At 75.0% G+C, this 18919-nt stretch carries 1 protein-coding gene (cut by a window edge); it reads left to right on the top strand.

All coding sequences use genetic code 11. The features are described 5' to 3' along the window. The first annotated feature begins 18 nt into the window (after window positions 1–18). Window positions 19–18919 carry the 5' portion of a type I polyketide synthase gene (locus OG403_RS07470; RefSeq protein ID WP_329562470.1) on the top strand. 16469 nt of this gene lie beyond the right edge of the window, so 18901 of the gene's 35370 nt are visible here — the first part of the coding sequence; its start codon is at window positions 19–21; its stop codon lies off the right edge, out of view.

Below are 18919 nucleotides of genomic sequence, written 5' to 3'. Positions count from 1 at the left end.
CGCAAAGAGGGACGCGAAATGGTGAATGAGGAGAAGTACCTCGACTACCTGAAGCGGGCGACCGCTGACCTTCGGGAGGCGCGTCGTCGGCTCCGTGAGGTGGAGGAGGCCAGCCGCGAGCCGATCGCCATCGTCGGCATGGCTTGCCGCTTCCCGGGGGGCGTGCGTTCACCGGAGGACCTCTGGCGGATCGTGGACGGCGGGGTGGACGCCATCGCCGAGTTCCCGGCCGACCGGGGCTGGCCGCTGCCGGGTACCGGCGCGGCCGGCTCCGAGGTGCTCGCCGACATTCCGACGCTGCTGGGCGGATTCGTCTACGACGCGGGGGAGTTCGACCCGTCCTTCTTCGGCATCTCGCCGCGCGAGGCGCTGGCCATGGACCCGCAGCAGCGGCTGCTGCTGGAGACCTCCTGGGAGGCCTTCGAGCGGGCCGGCATCGTGCCGAACTCGCTGCGCGGCAGCCAGGTCGGCGTCTTCGTCGGCGCGGCCGGGCAGGGCTACGGCGCGGCGGCGCAGGAGGCGGGCGACGGGGCCGACAGTCACCTGCTCACCGGCAACGCCACCAGCGTGGTCTCGGGCCGGCTCTCCTACACCTTCGGCCTGGAGGGGCCGGCGGTCACCGTCGACACCGCCTGCTCCTCCTCCCTGGTCGCGCTGCACCTGGCCGTCCAGGCGCTGCGCAACGGCGAGTGCTCGATGGCGCTGGCCGGCGGTGTGACGATCATGTCCAGCCCCGGGCTCTTCGTGGAGTTCCACCGCCAGCGCGGCCTGGCGGGCGACGGCCGCTGCAAGGCCTTCGCGGACGCGGCGGACGGCACCGGCTGGGGCGAGGGCGTCGGCATGCTGCTCGTCGAGCGGCTCTCCGACGCCCAGCGGCTCGGCCACCAGGTGCTCGCGGTGGTCCGGGGCACCGCGACCAACCAGGACGGCGCCAGCAGCGGCCTGACCGCCCCCAACGGTCCGGCCCAGCAGCGGGTGATCCGCGCGGCGCTGGCCAACGCCCACCTGACGCCCCAGCAGGTCGACGCGGTGGAGGCGCACGGCACCGGCACCGCGCTCGGCGACCCGATCGAGGCGCAGGCGCTGCTGGCCACCTACGGCCAGGGCCGCGAGGCGGGCCGCCCGCTGCTGCTCGGCTCGCTGAAGTCGAACATCGGGCACACCCAGTCCGCCTCCGGCGTGGCGGGCGTGATGAAGATGGTGCTGGCGATGCGGCACGGCGTACTGCCGCGCACGCTGCACGTGGACGCTCCGTCCACCCACGTGGACTGGACGGCGGGCGCCGTCGAACTGCTGACGGACCATCAGGAGTGGCCGGAGACCGGCCAGCCGCGCAGGGCCGCAGTCTCCTCGTTCGGCATCAGCGGCACCAACGCCCACGTGATCATCGAGCAGGAGCCGGTCGAGGCAGCGGCGGCGGACGAGGCCGCGGCGCCCGCGCCGCAGCGCCGCACCGCCGCACTGCCCTGGCTGCTCTCCGGCACCACCCCCGAGGCGCTGCGCGGTCAGGCCGCCGGCCTGCTCCAGGCGCAGGACGACCTCGACCCGTGGGACCTGGGCTTCTCGCTGGCCACCAGCCGGTCCGCCTTCGAGCACCGCGCGGTGCTGCTCGGCACCACCCGTGACGAACTGGTCGCGGGCCTGGAGCTGCTGGCCCGGGGCGAGAGCTCCGGCGCCGTCGTCCAGGGCGTGGCTGCGCCGGGGGCGGCGGGGAAGACGGCGTTCCTGTTCTCGGGGCAGGGCAGTCAGCGGGCCGGGATGGGGCGTGAACTCTACGCCGCGTTCCCGGTGTTCGCGGCGGCGTTGGACGAGGTGTGCGCGCAGTTCGACGCTGAACTGGAACGGCCGTTGCGGGAGGTGCTGTTCGACAGCGAGTCGGCGCTGCTGGGCCAGACGGTGTACACGCAGGCGGGGTTGTTCGCGGTCGAGGTGGCGCTGTTCCGGCTGGTGGAGTCGTGGGGGGTGCGTGCGGACTTCCTGGGCGGGCACTCGATCGGTGAGTTGGCGGCGGCGTATGTGGCGGGTGTCTGGTCGCTGGAGGACGCTTGCAAGCTGGTGGCTGCTCGCGGTCGCTTGATGCAGGCGCTGCCGGCGGGTGGTGCGATGCTCGCGGTGCAGGGCAGCGAGGCCGAGGTGCGTGCCGCGCTGGTCGATGGCGTCGACATCGCGGCGATCAACAGTGTCGACTCGGTGGTCGTGTCGGGTGTCGAGGCGGCTGTCGCGGCGCTGGAGTCGGCGTTCCGTGCCGAGGGCCGCAGGGTGAAGCGGTTGACGGTCAGCCATGCCTTCCACTCCGCGCTGATGGATCCGATGCTGGCCGAGTTCCGCACGGTCGCGGAGTCCCTGGGTTACGCCCGGCCCCGGATCCCGGTGGTCTCGGGCAGTGGTGGCGACGTGACCACCCCGGAGTACTGGGTGCGTCATGTGCGGGAGACCGTGCGCTTCGCGGACGGCGTCAGCAGCCTGCGTGAGCAGGGTGTCGGCACGTTCCTGGAGATCGGCCCGGACGGTGTGCTGTCCGCGCTGGCCGAGGGTATCCCCACCCAGCGCGCGGGCCGCCCGGAGGCGCAGTCGCTGGCCGCCGCCGTGGCCCGGCTGCACGTCCAGGGCGTGCGCGTCGACTGGAACGCCTACTTCGCGGGCACCGGCGCCCAGCGCGTCGACCTGCCCACCTACGCCTTCCAGCACACCCACTTCTGGCTGGCCGGCGACCCCGCCGCCGCTCCGGCGGGGACGGCGGGCCCGGCCGAGTCGGCCGACCTGATCGAGTCCCGCTTCTGGGACGCCGTCGAGCGCGAGGACCTCACCGCGGTCGAGGCCGCGCTCGAACTGGACGCCGCCGGCGGCGCGCCGGACCTCGGCGCCGTGCTGCCCGTGCTCTCCTCCTGGCGCCGCCGTCGCCGCGAGGCGTCCGTGGTCGACGCCTGGCGCTACCGCGTGCAGTGGGAGCCGGTCGAGCAGGCGGAGCCCGAGGCGCTGACCGGCAGCTGGCTGCTGGTCCACCCCGAGACCGCCTGCTCGACCACCGATGACCTCGCCACCGCGATCGAGCGCGTCGGCGGCACCGTGCTGCGCCTGGCCGCAGGCGAGGAGCTGGCTGCCCGGCTGGCCGAGATCCTCGCCGCCCAGCTCGAGCTGCGCGGCATCCTCGCCCTCACCAGCCTCGACGAGCGCCCGCACGCCACCCACCCCGCCCTCACCCGGGGCCTGGCCCACACCCTGACGCTGGTGCAGACCCTGGCCGCCCACGAGTCGGCCGCCCCGCTCTGGTGCGTCACCCGGGGCGCCGTCTCGATCGGCCGCTCGGACGCCGCGCTGTCGCCCGCCCAGGCGCAGCTCTGGGGTCTGGGCCGGGTCGCCGCGCTGGAGTACCCGAGTCTGTGGGGCGGCCTGCTCGACCTCCCCGAGACGCTGGACGAGCGCGCCGCCGCCCGGATCGCCGCCACCCTCGGCCAGCAGGCCGAGGACCAGGTCGCCGTCCGCGCCTCCGGCGTCTTCGGCCGCCGCCTCGCCCACGCGCCCGTGCCGGCCGGCCTGGGGGAGTGGCGCCCGCGCGGCACCGTGCTGATCACCGGCGGCACCGGCGCGCTCGGCGCCCAGGTGGCCCGCCTGCTGGCCCGCACCGGCGCCGACCGCCTGGTGCTGACCAGCCGCCGTGGCCTGGCCGCCCCGGGCGCGGCCGAGCTGGCCGAGGAGCTGACCGGGCTCGGCGCCCAGGTCACCATCGCCGCCTGCGACGTGGCCGACCGCGCCGCCGTCGCCGAGCTGCTGGCCCGGATCGCCGCCGAGGGCACGCTGACCGCCGTCGTGCACGCCGCCGGGGTGGGCGAGATCCGCCCGCTGGCCGAGACCGGCCTCCCGGAAGCCGCCGAGGTGCTCGCCGCCAAGGTCGGCGGCGCCGCCCACCTGCACGAGCTGCTCGGCGAGCAGCCGCTGGACGCCTTCGTCCTCTTCTCCTCGATCGCCGCCGCCTGGGGCTCGGCCGGCCAGGCCGTCTACGCCGCCGCCAACGCCTACCTGGACGCGCTGGCCGAGTCCCGCCGCCGGGCCGGCCTGGCCGCCACCGCGATCGGCTGGGGCCCCTGGGCCGAGGGCGGCATGGCCGCCGACGAGGCCGCCCGCGACCACCTGGCCCGCCGTGGCGTGACCGCGATGTCCCCCGAGCGCGCCGTCGCCGCTCTGCAGACCGCCGTCGCCGCGCAGGACACCGCCGTCGTGGTGGCCGACGTCCAGTGGGACCGGTTTGCCCCCAACTTCACCGCCACCCGCGAGAGTTCGCTGCTCGCCGGACTGCCCGAGGTGCGCGCCGCGCTGGTCGGCGCCGCTGCCGCCACCGGCGCGGCGGGCGAGCCGGCGCTGCTCCAGCGGCTGGCCGGGCTGACCGCCACCGAGCAGACCCGTGCGCTGCTCACCCTGGTGCGCACCGAGGTCGCGGCCGTGCTGGGCCACGCCACCGCCGAGAGCGTCGAGCCCGGCAAGGCCTTCCGGGAGATGGGCTTCGACTCGCTGATCGCGGTCGAGCTGCGCAACCGGCTGAGCGCGCTCACCGGACTGCACCTGCCCACCACGGTCGCCTTCGACCACCCGACCCCGACCGCGCTGGCCGACTTCCTGCGCTCGACTGCCCGGTTCGCCGAGGAGACGGCGGCCCCGGTCGCCGCCAGCTTGGTGCTTGCCGCCGAAGACCCGATCGCCATCGTCGCCATGAGCTGCCGCTACCCCGGTGGCGTCAGCACCCCCGAGCAGCTCTGGGAGCTGGTCGCGGCCGGCCGTGACGCGGTCGGCGACTTCCCGGCCGAGCGCGGCTGGGACGTCGAGCGGCTCTACCACGCCGACCCCGACCACCCCGGCACCACCTACGCGACCCAGGGCGGCTTCGTCCGGGGCGCGGAGACCTTCGACGCGGCGCTCTTCGGCATCTCGCCGCGCGAGGCGCTGACCATGGACCCGCAGCAGCGGCTGCTGCTCGAGACCGCCTGGGAGGCCTTCGAGCGGGCCGGGCTGGACCCGCGCTCGGTGCGCGGCAGCCGGACCGGTGTCTTCGTCGGCTCCAACGGCCAGGACTTCGCCGCCCTGCTGGCCGCCGCCGCGCAGAACGGCGAGGGCTACCTGGCCACCAGCAGCGCGGCCAGCGTGGTCTCGGGCCGACTCTCCTACACCTTCGGGCTGGAGGGCCCGGCGGTCACCGTCGACACCGCCTGCTCCTCCTCGCTGGTCGCCCTGCACCTCGCCGTCCAGGCGCTGCGCGGTGGCGAGTGCGACCTGGCGCTCGCGGGCGGTGTGACGATCATGTCCACCCCGGGCGCGTTCATCGAGTTCAGCCGTCAGCGCGGCCTGGCCGCCGACGGCCGCTGCAAGCCGTTCGCGGACGCCGCCGACGGCACCGGCTGGGGCGAGGGCGTCGGCCTGCTGCTGGTCGAGCGGCTCTCCGACGCCCAGCGGCTCGGGCACGACGTGCTGGCCGTGGTGCGCGGTTCGGCCGTGAACCAGGATGGCGCTTCGAACGGTTTGACCGCTCCCAACGGCCCCGCGCAGCAGCGGGTGATCCGCCAGGCGCTGGCCTCCGCCGACCTGACGGCCGATCAGATCGACGTGGTGGAGGCGCACGGCACCGGCACCGCGCTCGGCGACCCGATCGAGGCGCAGGCACTGCTGGCCACCTACGGCCAGGAGCACGGCGCCGACCAGCCGCTCTGGCTGGGTTCGGTGAAGTCCAACATCGGCCACACCCAGGCGGCTTCGGGTGTCGCGGGTGTGATCAAGATGGTGCAGGCGATGCGCCACGGCATGCTGCCGCAGACCCTGCACGTGGACGCGCCGTCCTCGCACGTGGACTGGACGGCGGGTGCCGTCGAGCTGCTCACCGAGGCGGTGGCCTGGCCCGAGACCGGGCAGCCGCGCCGGGCGGCCGTCTCCTCCTTCGGGGTCAGCGGCACCAACGCGCACACCATCCTGGAGCAGGCCCCGCCGGTCGCTCCGGTCGACGCCGCCGAGCCGGTCGCCGTGGACGGCGCCGCGCACACCTGGCTGCTCTCCGGGCGCACCGAGGAGGCGCTGCGCGCGCAGGCCGAGCGGCTCGCCGACGAGCTGACCGTCCACCCCGAACTCGCCCCGGCCGACGTGGCGTTGACCCTCGCCACCGCGCGGGCCGCGCTGGAGCGGCGGGCCGCCGTGGTCGGCGGCAGCCGCGAGGAGCTGCTGGCGAGCCTGACCGCGCTGGCGGCCGGCCGCACGGCCGGCTCGACCGTGCGCGGCGTGCCGAGCAGTGCGGTGCTGTTCTCCGGGCAGGGCAGCCAGCGGGCCGGGATGGGGCGTGAGTTGTATGCCGCGTTCCCGGTGTTCGCGGATGCGCTGGACGCGGTCTGCGCGCAGTTCGACGCGGAGTTGGAACGCCCGCTGCGGGAGGTGCTGTTCGACGCCGAATCGGACCTGCTGGACCAGACCGCTTACACCCAGGCCGGGTTGTTCGCGGTCGAGGTGGCGCTGTTCCGGCTCCTCGAGTCGTGGGGGGTGACCCCGGACTTCGTGGCGGGGCACTCGATCGGCGAGCTGGCCGCCGCGCATGTCGCGGGTGTCTGGTCGCTGGCCGACGCCTGCACGCTCGTTGCGGCGCGTGGCCGGCTGATGCAGGCGCTGCCGGCCGGTGGCGCGATGCTCGCGGTGCAGGGCAGCGAGGACGAGATCCGGGCTGCGCTGCGTGGTGCGGTGGACATCGCCGCCGTCAACGGGCCTGAAGCTGTGGTGATTTCGGGCGCCGAGGCGGAGGTCGCGGCACTGGAGGCGGCGTTCCGCGCCGAGGGCCGCAAGGTCAAGCGGCTGGCGGTCAGCCACGCCTTCCACTCGCCGCTGATGGAGCCGATGCTGGCGGAGTTCCGTGCGGTCGCCGAGTCGCTGAGCTATGCGCAGCCCCGGATCCCGGTGGTCTCCAACCTGACCGGCTCGCTGGCCGGCGAGCTGACCGACCCGGGCTACTGGGTGCGCCACGTCCGCGAGGCGGTGCGCTTCGCCGACGGCGTGCGGACGCTGCACGAGCAGGGCGTGCGCACCTTCCTGGAGCTGGGCCCCGACGGCGTGCTGACCGCGATGGCCCAGGACGCCCTGGCGCAGGACGCGGAGCTTTCGTTCGTGCCGACGCTGCGCCGCAGCACCCCGGAGCCCCGGGCACTGGCCACGGCGCTCGGCGAGCTGTTCGCGCACGGTGTCCCGGTCGACTGGGCGGCGTACTACGCCCGTTCCGGCGCCCGCCGGGTCGAGCTGCCCACCTACGCCTTCCAGCGTGAGCGCTACTGGCCGGAGTTGGCGGCGGTCGTCGCACCGGACGCGGCCGTGGCCGACACGCTCGACGCGGGCTTCTGGGGCGCGATCGAGCGTGAGGACCTGGACGGCCTGCTCGCCACCCTGGAGGTCGCCGAGCCCGGCGCCCAGGAGCGCCTCGGCGAGCTGCTGCCGGTGCTCGCCGACTGGCGGCGCCGCAACCGCGAGCAGCAGACCGCCGGTGGCCTGCGCTACCGCGTCGCCTGGTACCCGCAGACCGAGACGGCAGGTGGCCGACTCGACGGTCGTTGGCTGCTGGTGGGTGCGGCGGATGGTCTGGCGGATGCGGTTGCTGCGGCGCTGCTGGCGCATGGTGCCGCTGAGGTGGTGCGTGCGGAGTCGGTCGAGGCGGTGGCCGGTGGCGAGTACCGGGGTGTGGTGTCGCTGCTGGACGATGTCGAGTCGGTGCTGGCGCTGGTGCAGTTGGGGTTGGCGGCGCCGGTGTGGTGCTTGACCCGGGGTGCGGTGTCGGTGGGGCGTTCGGATGTGCTCACCGCTCCGAGGGGTGCGTTGGTCTGGGGTCTGGGTCGGGTGGCGGCGCTGGAGTTCCCGGAGCGCTGGGGTGGTCTGGTCGATGTCCCGGAGGTGTTGGACGCGCGGGCTGCGGCTCGGTTGTGTGCGGTGCTGGGGCAGTCGGTCGAGGACCAGGTGGCGGTGCGTGGGTCGGGTGTGTTCGTGGCCCGGCTGGAGCGGGCTGCGCTGGGGGCTGGTGCCGCTGATGGTTGGGTGCCGCGTGGCACGGTGTTGGTGACGGGTGGTACGGGTGCGCTGGGTGTGCGGGTGGCGCGCTGGTTGGCGGGTCGGGGTGTTGAGCGGCTGGTGCTGCTGAGCCGTCGTGGTGCGGATGCGCCGGGTGCGGTGGAGTTGGCGGCTGAGCTGGGTGCGCTTGGTGTCGAGGTGTCGCTGGTTGCCGCCGATGTGGCGGATCGCGGGTCGTTGGCGGAGGTGCTGGCGGGTGTCGAGCTGTCGGCCGTGGTGCATGCGGCCGGCGTGCTGGATGACGGTGTGCTGGAGGGGCTGTCGGTCGGGCGGTTGCGTTCGGTGCTGGCGGCGAAGGCCGATGCGGCCTGGCATCTGCACGAGTTGACGCAGAGTCAGGAGTTGGATGCCTTCGTGCTCTTCTCCTCGCTGGCGGGGACGCTGGGTGCGGCGGGTCAGGGCAACTACGCGGCGGCCAACGCCTATCTGGACGCGCTTGCGGTGCACCGTCGTTCGCTGGGTCTGCCGGCCACCTCGGTGGCCTGGGGTCCGTGGGCGGGCGCCGGAATGGCCGCCGACGAGGCGGCAGTCGAGGACCGGATGCGCAAGGCCGGCATCCCCGCCATGGCCCCGGAGCTGGCCCTTGCCGCGCTGCGGCAGGCGGTCGGCCGGTCCGAGGCGGCCGTGGTGGCCGCCGACATCGACTGGGCCCGCTTCGCCCCGGCCTTCACCGCGACCCGGCCCAGCCGCCTGATCAGCGGCATCGCCGAGGCCCGCCAGGCCATCGAGGCGGTGGCCACGACGACCGCCTCGGCCGACGAGCCCGCCGGCGCGGTCCTGGTGCGCGAGCTGCGCGCGATGACCGAGGCCGACCAGGCGCGCGCGGTGCTGGACCTGGTCCGCACCCATGTCGCCGCGACCCTCGGCCACGCCTCCGTGGCCGCCGTCGAGGCCGACCGGGCCTTCAAGGAGTTCGGCGTCGACTCGCTGACCGCCGTCGAGCTGCGCAACCGCCTCACCGCCGTCACCGGCCTCGCGCTGCCCAGCTCGCTGGTCTTCGACCACCCCACGCCGGCCGTGCTGGCGGAGTTCCTGCGCGGCGAGCTGCTGGGCGCGCAGACCGGTGCCGCCCTCGAGGCCTCGGTCTCCGCCGCTGCCGCCGATGACGCGGTGGCGATCGTCGGGATGGCGTGCCGGTTCCCGGGCGGGGTCGTCTCGCCCGAGGGGTTGTGGTCGCTGCTGGCGTCGGGTGTGGACGCGGTGGGTGAGTTCCCGGCCGATCGCGGCTGGGATCTGGAGCGGCTGTACCACCCGGATGCCGATCACGCGGGGACGTCGTATGTCCGGGTGGGTGCCTTCCTGGAGGAGCCGGGCGGCTTCGACCCGTCGTTCTTCGGGATCTCGCCGCGTGAGGCGCTGTCGATGGATCCGCAGCAGCGGTTGCTGCTGGAGACCTCGTGGGAGGCGTTCGAGCGGGCGGGGGTCGATCCGCTGTCGGTGCGTGGTTCCCGCACGGGTGTGTTCGTCGGGACGAACGGTCAGGACTATCCGGCGCTGCTGCTGAGTGCGGTGGAGTCGGCCGAGGGCCACCTGGGCACGGGCAACGCGGCTGCGGTGGTGTCGGGCCGGGTGGCTTACACGCTGGGGCTCGAGGGTCCGACGCTGACGGTGGACACGGCCTGCTCCTCCTCGCTGGTCGCGCTGCATCTGGCGATGCAGGCGCTGCGCAGTGGCGAGTGCACGATGGCGCTGGCCGGCGGTGTGACCGTGATGTCGACCCCGGCGACGTTTGTGGAGTTCAGTCGTCAGCGTGGTCTGGCGCAGGACGGCCGCTGCAAGGCGTTCGCGGAGGCGGCGGACGGTACGGGCTGGGGCGAGGGCGTCGGCATGCTGCTCGTGGAGCGGCTGAGCGACGCGCAGCGCCTGGGCCACCCCGTCCTCGCGGTGGTGCGTGGTAGCGCGGTCAACCAGGACGGCGCGTCGAACGGTCTGACGGCCCCCAACGGTCCGTCCCAGCAGCGGGTGATCCGCCAGGCGCTGGCCAGTGCCGGCCTGTCGGCCGCCGAGGTCGACGCCGTGGAGGCGCACGGCACCGGCACCGCGCTCGGTGACCCGATCGAGGCGCAGGCGCTGCTGGCCACCTACGGTCAGGGTCGGGACGCGGCGGCACCCCTGCTGCTCGGTTCGGTGAAGTCCAACATCGGCCACACCCAGGCGGCTGCCGGTGTGGCGGGCATCATCAAGATGGTGATGGCGATGCGGCACGGGGTGCTGCCGCAGACCCTGCACGTCGACGCTCCGTCCTCACACGTCGACTGGACCGCCGGCGCCGTCGCGCTGCTGACGGACAGTCAGGAATGGCCGGAGACCGGCCGTCCGCGCCGTGCGGGCATCTCCTCCTTCGGCGTCAGCGGCACCAATGCGCACACCATCATCGAGCAGGCCCCGCAGCCGAGTTCGCCGACTCCGCAGGTTGCCGCCGAGCGTCCGGGCGACGCGGTGCTGCCCTGGCTGGTCTCCGCCCGCTCCGAGGAGGCGCTGGCCGACCAGGCGCGCCGCCTGGCCGCCTTCGTCGAGCAGAGCCCCGAACTCGACCTGAACGCCCTCGCCTTCTCGCTCGCGACCACCCGCTCGACCTTCGAGCAGCGGGCCGTCCTGGTCGGCGCCACCCGCGAGGAGCTCCGCACCGCGCTGAGTGCGCTGGCCGAGGGTCTGCCCTCGCCGGCCGTCGTGCTCGGCGAGGCCAAGGGTGCACCGCGCACCGCCCTGCTCTTCTCCGGCCAGGGCAGCCAGCGGGCCGGGATGGGGCGTGAACTCCACGCCGCCTTCCCGGTGTTCGCGGACGCGCTGGACGCGGTCTGCGCCCAGTTCGACGCCGAGCTGGCCCGCCCGCTGCGCGAGGTGCTGTTCGACACCGAGTCCGAGCTGCTCGACCAGACCGTCTACACCCAGGCGGGCTTGTTCGCCATCGAGGTGGCCTACTTCCGCCTGCTGGAGTCCTGGGGCGTCCGGCCCGACTACCTCACCGGTCACTCGATCGGCGAACTCGCCGCCGCGCACGTCGCGGGTCTCTGGTCGTTGGAGGACGCCTGCCGCCTGGTGGCCGCTCGCGGTCGCCTGATGCAGGCGGTTCCCGCCGGTGGCGCGATGCTCGCCGTGCAGGCCACCGAGGACGAGGTCCGCGCCGCCCTGACGGGTGTGCTGGACATCGCCGCCGTCAACGGCCCTGACTCGATCGTCGTTTCGGGCGCCGAGGCGGACATCACCGCCCTGGGGTCGGCGTTCCGCGCCGAGGGCCGCAAGGTCAAGCGCCTGACCGTCAGTCACGCCTTCCACTCGGCGCTGATGGACCCGATGCTCGCCGGGTTTCGGGCCGTCGCCGAGTCCCTGACCTACACCGCCCCACGCATCCCGGTCGTCTCCAACCTGACCGGTACCCTCACCGCCGACCTCACCGACCCCGACTACTGGGTGCGCCACGTCCGCGAGGCCGTCCGCTTCGCCGACGGCGTCGCCACCCTGCACCAGCAGGGCGTGACCACCTTCCTGGAGGTCGGCCCCGACGCCGTCCTCGCCGCCCTCGTCCCGGACGCGGCCCTCGCGGTGCCCGTCGCCCGCAGCGGGCGCCCCGAGGTCGAGACCCTGGTCACGGCCGTCGCCCGCCTGCACACCCACGGCACCCCGCTCGACTGGACGGCCTACTTCGCCGACCCCGGCACCAGCCGGATCGACCTGCCGACCTACGCCTTCCAGAACACCCGCTACTGGCCCACCATCGCCGTCGCCACCCCCGCGCCCGCCGCCACCGACACGCTCGACGCCTCCTTCTGGGCCGCCGTCGAGCAGGAGGACCTGGCCGCGCTCGCCGCCGTGCTGCGCTCCGAGGACGTCGCCGACCCCGAGTCGGCCGCCGAGGCGCTCTCCCCGGCGCTCCCGGTGCTGGCCACCTGGCGCAGCCGCCGCCGTGAGCGGCACACCACGGACAGCTGGCGCTACCGCACCCAGTGGAAGCCCGTCACCGACCTCACCGCCGCCGCGCTGAACGGCAGTTGGCTGCTGCTGACCCCGGCTGCCAGTGACCCGGCCGCCAGTGACCCGGCCGCCATCGAGGCCGCGCTCACCGCCCACGGCGCGCAGCCGGTCCGCCTGACGGTGGGCGCCGACGCGACCCGCGCCGAACTGGCCGAGCTGCTCGGCCAGGCCGCCGCCGGCGGGGTGCACGGTGTGCTCTCGCTGCTGGACGACGCGGTCGCCACCCTCACCCTGGTGCAGGCGCTCGGCGACGCCGCCGTCGCAGCCCCGCTCTGGCTGCTCACCCGGGGCGCGGTCTCGGTCGGCCGCTCGGAGACCCTGAGCGCGCCCGAGCAGGCGCAACTCTGGGGCCTGGGACGGGTGGTGGCCCTGGAGCAGCCGGACCGCTGGGGCGGTCTGCTCGACCTCCCGGCCCAGCTGGACCAGCGCGCCGCCGCCCGGCTCTGCGCCGCGCTCGCGCAGAGCGGCGGCGAGGACCAGCTTGCGATCCGCGCCTCCGGCCTCTTCGCGGCCCGCCTGGCCCGGGCACCGCGCGCCGAACTCGCGGTCGGGGAGTGGACGCCGTCCGGCACCGTGCTGGTCACCGGCGGGACCGGCGCGCTCGGCGGGCAGCTGGCCCGCTGGCTGGCCGGCCGGGGTGCCGAGCACCTGGTGCTGCTCAGCCGCCGTGGCCCCGAGGCCCCCGGCGCCGCCGAACTCGCCGCCGAGCTGCGCGAGCTGGGCGCCGAGGTCTCGCTGATCGCCGCCGATGTGACGGACCGTCAGGATCTCGCGCGGGCGATCGGCGGCCGTACCCTGACCGCCGTCGTGCACACGGCCGGCGTGCTGGACGACGGTGTCCTCGACGCCCTGACCCCCGAGCGGCTGCGCGCCGTGCTCGCCGCAAAGGCGGACGCGGCCCGCAACCTGCACGAGCTGACGCTGGACCAGGAGTTGGCGGCCTTCGTGCTCTTCTCCTCGACCACCGGCACGCTCGGCGCCGCCGGACAGGCCAACTACGCCGCTGCCAACGCCTATCTGGACGCACTGGCGGTGCACCGCCACGGGCTCGGCCTGCCCGCCACCTCGCTCGCCTGGGGTCCGTGGGCGGGCACCGGCATGGCCGCCGACGAGGCGCTGGTCGAGGAGCGGATGCGGCGGGGAGGCCTGCGCCCGATGGCGGGGGAGCCCGCGATCGCGATCCTCGCCCAGGCCGTCGCCGAGGACGAGCCGGTGCTGGCCGTGGCGGACATCGACTGGGACCGCTTCGTCCCCGCCTACACCGCCGCCCGCCCGGCCCGCTACCTCGCCGACCTGCCGGACGCCCGCAGCACCGCCCCCGAGGCCGCCGCCGACACCGCCGCCACGCCCGCCGGCCAGGGCCTGGCCGCCCAACTCGCCGCGCTGGCCGCCCCCGAGCGCGAGCGCGCGCTGCTCCAGCTGGTCCGCACCCACACCGCGCTGGTCCTGGGCCACAGCTCCGCCGACGCGGTCAAGGCCGACCGGGCCTTCCGCGAGCTGGGCATCGACTCGCTGACCGCCGTCGAACTGCGCAACGGGCTCAGCCGGGCCACCGGCCTGCGGCTGCCCGGCGGCCTGGTCTTCGACCACCCGACCCCCGCCGTGCTGGCCGGCTGGCTGCACGGCGAGCTGTTCGCCGCCGACCAGCCGGGCGACCAGCCGGGCGACGAGGCGGCAGCCGCCGTCCCGGCGACCCGCGCCACCACCGCGCCGGCCGCAGAAGAGCCGATGGCGATCATCGGGATGGCCTGCCGCTTCCCCGGCGGCATCAGCACGCCCGAGCAGCTCTGGCAGCTGCTGGCGGCGGACGGCGACGCGGTGGGCCCGTTCCCGACCGACCGTGGCTGGGACCTCGGCAGTCTCTTCGACGCCGACCCCGAGCACGTCGGCACCTCCTACGTGCGGGTCGGCGCCTTCCTCGACCAGGCCGGTTCCTTCGACCCCGGCTTCTTCGGCATCTCGCCGCGCGAGGCCCTCGCCATGGACCCGCAGCAGCGCCTGCTGCTGGAGACTTCCTGGGAGGCCTTCGAGCGGGCCGGCCTCGACCCGCAGACGCTGCGCGGTTCGCAGACCGGTGTCTTCGTCGGCACCAACGGCCAGGACTACGGCCACCTGCTGGTCGGCGCCCAGGACGAGCTGGGCGGCCACCTCGGCACCGGCAACGCGGCCAGCGTGGTCTCGGGCCGCCTCTCCTACACCTTCGGGCTGGAGGGCCCGGCGGTCACCGTCGACACTGCCTGCTCCTCCTCGCTGGTGGCACTCCACCTGGCCGCGCAGGCGATCCGCAGCGGCGAGTGCACGATGGCGCTCGCGGGCGGTGTGACCGTGATGTCCACCCCGGGTGTCTTCATCGAGTTCAGCCGCCAGCGCGGCCTGGCCACCGACGGCCGCTGCAAGGCCTTCGCGGCCGGTGCGGACGGCACCGGCTGGGGCGAGGGCGTCGGAATGCTCCTGGTGGAGCGGCTGAGCGACGCGCAGCGCCTGGGCCACCCCGTCCTCGCGGTGGTGCGCGGCAGCGCCGTCAACCAGGACGGCGCCAGCAACGGCCTGACCGCCCCCAACGGCCCGTCCCAGCAGCGGGTGATCCGCGCCGCGCTGGCCAACGCCGGTCTGGCGGCCGAGCAGGTCGACGCGGTGGAGGCGCACGGCACCGGCACCGCGCTCGGCGACCCGATCGAGGCCGACGCGCTGCTGGCCACCTACGGCCGCCGCCGCGCCGAGGACCGGCCGCTGCTGCTCGGTTCGGTGAAGTCGAACATCGGGCACACCCAGGCGGCGGCCGGTGTGGCCGGGATCATCAAGATGGTGCTGGCGATGCGCAACGGCGTGCTGCCGCGCACGCTGCACGTGGACGCGCCGTCCCCGCACGTGGACTGGACGGCGGGCGCCGTCGAGCTGCTCACCGAGGCGGTGGCCTGGCCCGAGACCGGACAGCCGCGCCGGGCCGCCGTCTCCTCCTTCGGGGTCAGCGGCACCAACGCGCACACCATCATCGAGCAGGCCCCCGCCCCGCAGGCGGCGGCGGTCACCGGGCCCGCCCGTGACCTGCCGGTGGTCCCGTGGCCGCTCTCCGGCCGGACCGGCGAGGCGCTGCGCGAGCAGGCCGAGCGGCTGGCCGCCCTGCTGGCCGAGCAGCCCGGCCTCGCACCGCTCGACCTCGGCCACTCGCTGGCCACCAGCCGCTCCGCCTTCGAGCACCGCGCGGTGCTGCTGGGCGGCGACCGCGCCGAGCTGACGGCCGCGCTGACCGCCCTCGCCACGGACGCCGAGCACCCGGGCCTGGTCCGGGGCGTGGCGGACGGCGGCGGCGCCGACCCGCTCGCGGTGCTGATGTCCGGCCAGGGCAGCCAGCGGGCCGGGATGGGGCGTGAACTCCACGCCGCGTTCCCGGTGTTCGCGGACGCGCTGGACGCGGTCTGCGCGCAGTTCGACGCGGAACTCGAACGCCCGCTGCGCGAGGTGCTGTTCGACACCGAATCGGAGCTGCTGGACCAGACCGTCTACACGCAGGCCGGGTTGTTCGCGATCGAGGTGGCGCTGTTCCGGCTCGTCGAGTCTTGGGGGGTGCGTCCGGACTTCCTGGGCGGGCACTCGATCGGCGAGTTGGCGGCGGCGCATGTCGCCGGCGTCTGGTCGCTGGCGGACGCCTGCAAGCTGGTGGCCGCGCGCGGTCGCCTGATGCAGGCGCTGCCGGCGGGCGGTGCGATGCTCGCGGTGCAGGGGAGCGAGGACGAGGTCCGCGCCGCGCTGCGCGGCACGGTGGACATCGCCGCCGTCAACGGGCCTCAGGCTGTGGTGGCTTCCGGCGTCGAGGCGGATGTCACTGCCCTGGAGGCGAGTTGGCGGGCCGAGGGCCGCAAGGTGAAGCGCCTCACCGTCAGCCACGCCTTCCACTCCGCGCTGATGGACCCGATGCTCGCCGAGTTCCGGGCCGTCGCCGAGTCGCTGACCTACGCGCGGCCCCGCATCCCGGTGGTGTCCAACCTCACCGGCACCTTCACCGAGGAACTCACCACCCCCGCCTACTGGGTGCGCCACGTCCGCGAGGCCGTCCGCTTCGCCGACGGTGTCACCGCCCTCCAGGAGCAGGGCGTGCGCACCTTCCTGGAGCTGGGCCCCGACGGCGTGCTCTCCGCGATGGTCGCCGACGCCACCTGCGTCCCCACCCAGCGCGCCGGCCGCCCCGAGGCGCAGGCCCTGGCCACCGCCGTCGCCCGGCTGCACGTCCAGGGCGTGCGCGTCGACTGGAGTGCCTACTTCGCGGGCACCGGCGCCCAGCGCGTCGAGCTGCCCACCTACGCCTTCCAACGCAGCCACATCTGGCCGCGCCTGACCGGTGCGCCGGTCGGCTCCGCGACCGGCCTCGGGCTCAGCCCGGCCGAGCACCCGCTGCTCGGCGCGGCCGTCCACCTGGCCCATGACGAGGGCCTGGTGCTCACCGGCCTGCTCTCCACCCGCACCCACCCCTGGCTCGCGGACCACGCGATCCTGGGTGCGGTGCTGCTGCCCGGCACCGCGTTCGTCGAGCTGTCGCTGCACGCGGGCGACCTGCTCGGCTGCGACCGCCTGGACGAACTCACCCTCCAGACACCGCTGGTGCTCGCCGAGGACGCGGCCGTCCGGGTGCAGGTGCGGGTCAGCGGCGCGGACCAGGACGGCCGGCGCTCGGTCACCATCTCCTCCCGCCCGGCCGAGGCGGCCACCGCCGCGCTCGACGCGGAGGCGAGCTGGACCTGCCACGCGCTCGGCGAGCTGAGCCCGGCGACTGCCGGCAGCGCGCCCGAGAGCCTGCTGGAGTGGCCGCCGGCGGGTGCGACCGTGCTGGAGGTCGGTGGCCACTACGAGCACCTGACCGCCCAGGGCTACGGCTACGGCCCGATGTTCCAGGGCCTGCGCGCCGCCTGGCGGCGCGGCGCCGAGGTCTTCGCCGAGGTGGTGCTGCCCGAGGGCGTGCAGGCCGACGCGGCTGCCTACGGCCTGCACCCCGCGCTGCTCGACGCCACCCTGCACGCGGTCGGCCTGGGCGACTTCATCGCGGTCACCGAGGCCGAGCGGGCCGCCGGCCAGGGCCGGCTGCCGTTCGCCTGGACCGGTGTCTCGCTGCACGCCACCGGTGGGTCCGCGCTGCGGGTGCGGTTGTCCGCCGCCGGGCCCGACGCGGTGGCGCTCACCATCGCCGACCCGGCCGGCGCGCCGCTGGCCTCGGTGGACTCGCTGGTGCTGCGCCCGGTCTCCGCCGAGCAGCTGCGCAGCGAACCGGCGCCCGACCACGATCCGATGTACCGGCTGGCCTGGGAGACGCTGCCCGCCGAGGCTCCGGCCGTGGTCACCGAGCCGCTGACCGTGCTCGGTGCGCTCGACCCGGCCGCCGCCTGCCTGGCGGTCGTGTCCGTCGCCGACCTCGACGCCCTCGCCGACCCCGCCCCCGCCCTGGTGCTCGCGCCCAGCGGCGGCGCGGGAGCGCCCGAGCGGGTGCTGGAACTGGTGCAGCGCTGGCTGGCGGCGGACCGGTTCGCCGCCGCCCGCCTGGTGATCCTCACCCAGGGCGCGGTCGCCACCGTGCCCGGCGAGCCGGTCACCGACCTGGCGGGCGCGGCCCTGTGGGGCCTGGTGCGCTCCGCCGAGGCCGAGAACCCCGGCCGCCTCGTGCTCGCCGATGTGGACGGCACGGCCGACTCCTGGGCCGCGCTGCCCGGCGCCCTGGCCGGTCTGACCGCTGACACCGCCCAGCTCGCGCTGCGCGGCGGCGCCGCCCTGGCGCCGCGCCTGGCCCGGGTCACCGCCGAGGCCGAACTCGCCGTCCCGGCCGAGTCGGTGGCATGGCGGCTGGACAGCACCGAGCGCGGCACGCTGGACGCGCTGCGCCTGGTGCCCGCCCCGGACGCCGAGGTCGAGCTGCCCGAGGGCCACGTGCGGATCTCGGTGCGGGCGGCCGGCGTCAACTTCCGTGATGTGCTCAGCGCGCTGGGCATGTACCCCGGTCCGGCCGGCCTGCTGGGCGGCGAGGGCGCGGGTGTGGTCGCCGAGGTGGGTCCGGGCGTCACCGGCCTTGCTGTCGGCGACCGGGTGTTCGGCATGTTCGCGGGCGGCTTCGGCTCGCTGGCGATCGCCGATGAGCGGATGGTCACCCGGCTGCCGCAGGACTGGAGCTTCGCGCAGGCGGCCTCGGTCCCGATCGTCTTCCTCACCGCGCTCTACGCCTGGACGGATCTGGGTGCGGTCAAGGCCGGTGAGCGGGTGCTGGTGCACGCCGGCACCGGCGGCGTCGGCATGGCGGCGATCCAGCTGGCCCGCCACCTGGGCGCGGAGGTCTTCGCCACCGCCAGCCCCGGCAAGTGGGACACGCTGCGCCGACTCGGCCTGGACGACGAGCACATCGCCTCCTCCCGTGACCTCGGATTCGCCGAGAAGTTCCTCGCCGTCACCGGTGGCGAAGGCGTGGACCTGGTGCTCAACTCGCTGGCCGGCGAGTTCGTCGACGCCTCGCTGAGCCTGCTGCCGCGCGGTGGCCGGTTCCTGGAGATGGGCAAGACCGACATCCGCGCCGCCGCTCCCGAGGGTGTCGCCTACCGGGCGTTCGACCTGGTGGAGGCCGGTCCGGCGCGGATCGGTGAACTGCTCTCCGAGCTGCTGGAGTTGTTCGCGTCCGGGGCCATCGAGCTCTCCCCGGTCCGGTCCTGGGACGTGCGCCAGGCGCGTGACGCCTTCCGCTTCGTCAGCCAGGCCAAGCACATCGGCAAGGTCGTGCTGACCGTGCCTCGGCAACTCGACCCCGAGCGCACGGTGCTGATCACCGGCGCCACCGGCACCCTGGGCGGCTTCGTCGCGCGCCACCTGGTCACCGAGCACGGCATCAAGCACCTGCTGCTGCTCA

The organism is Kitasatospora sp. NBC_01266 (genome assembly GCF_036242395.1).
Taxonomy (GTDB): domain Bacteria; phylum Actinomycetota; class Actinomycetes; order Streptomycetales; family Streptomycetaceae; genus Kitasatospora.
The sequence above is the reverse complement of the archived record's forward strand: the minus strand, read 5'-3'. Positions and strand labels throughout refer to the sequence as shown.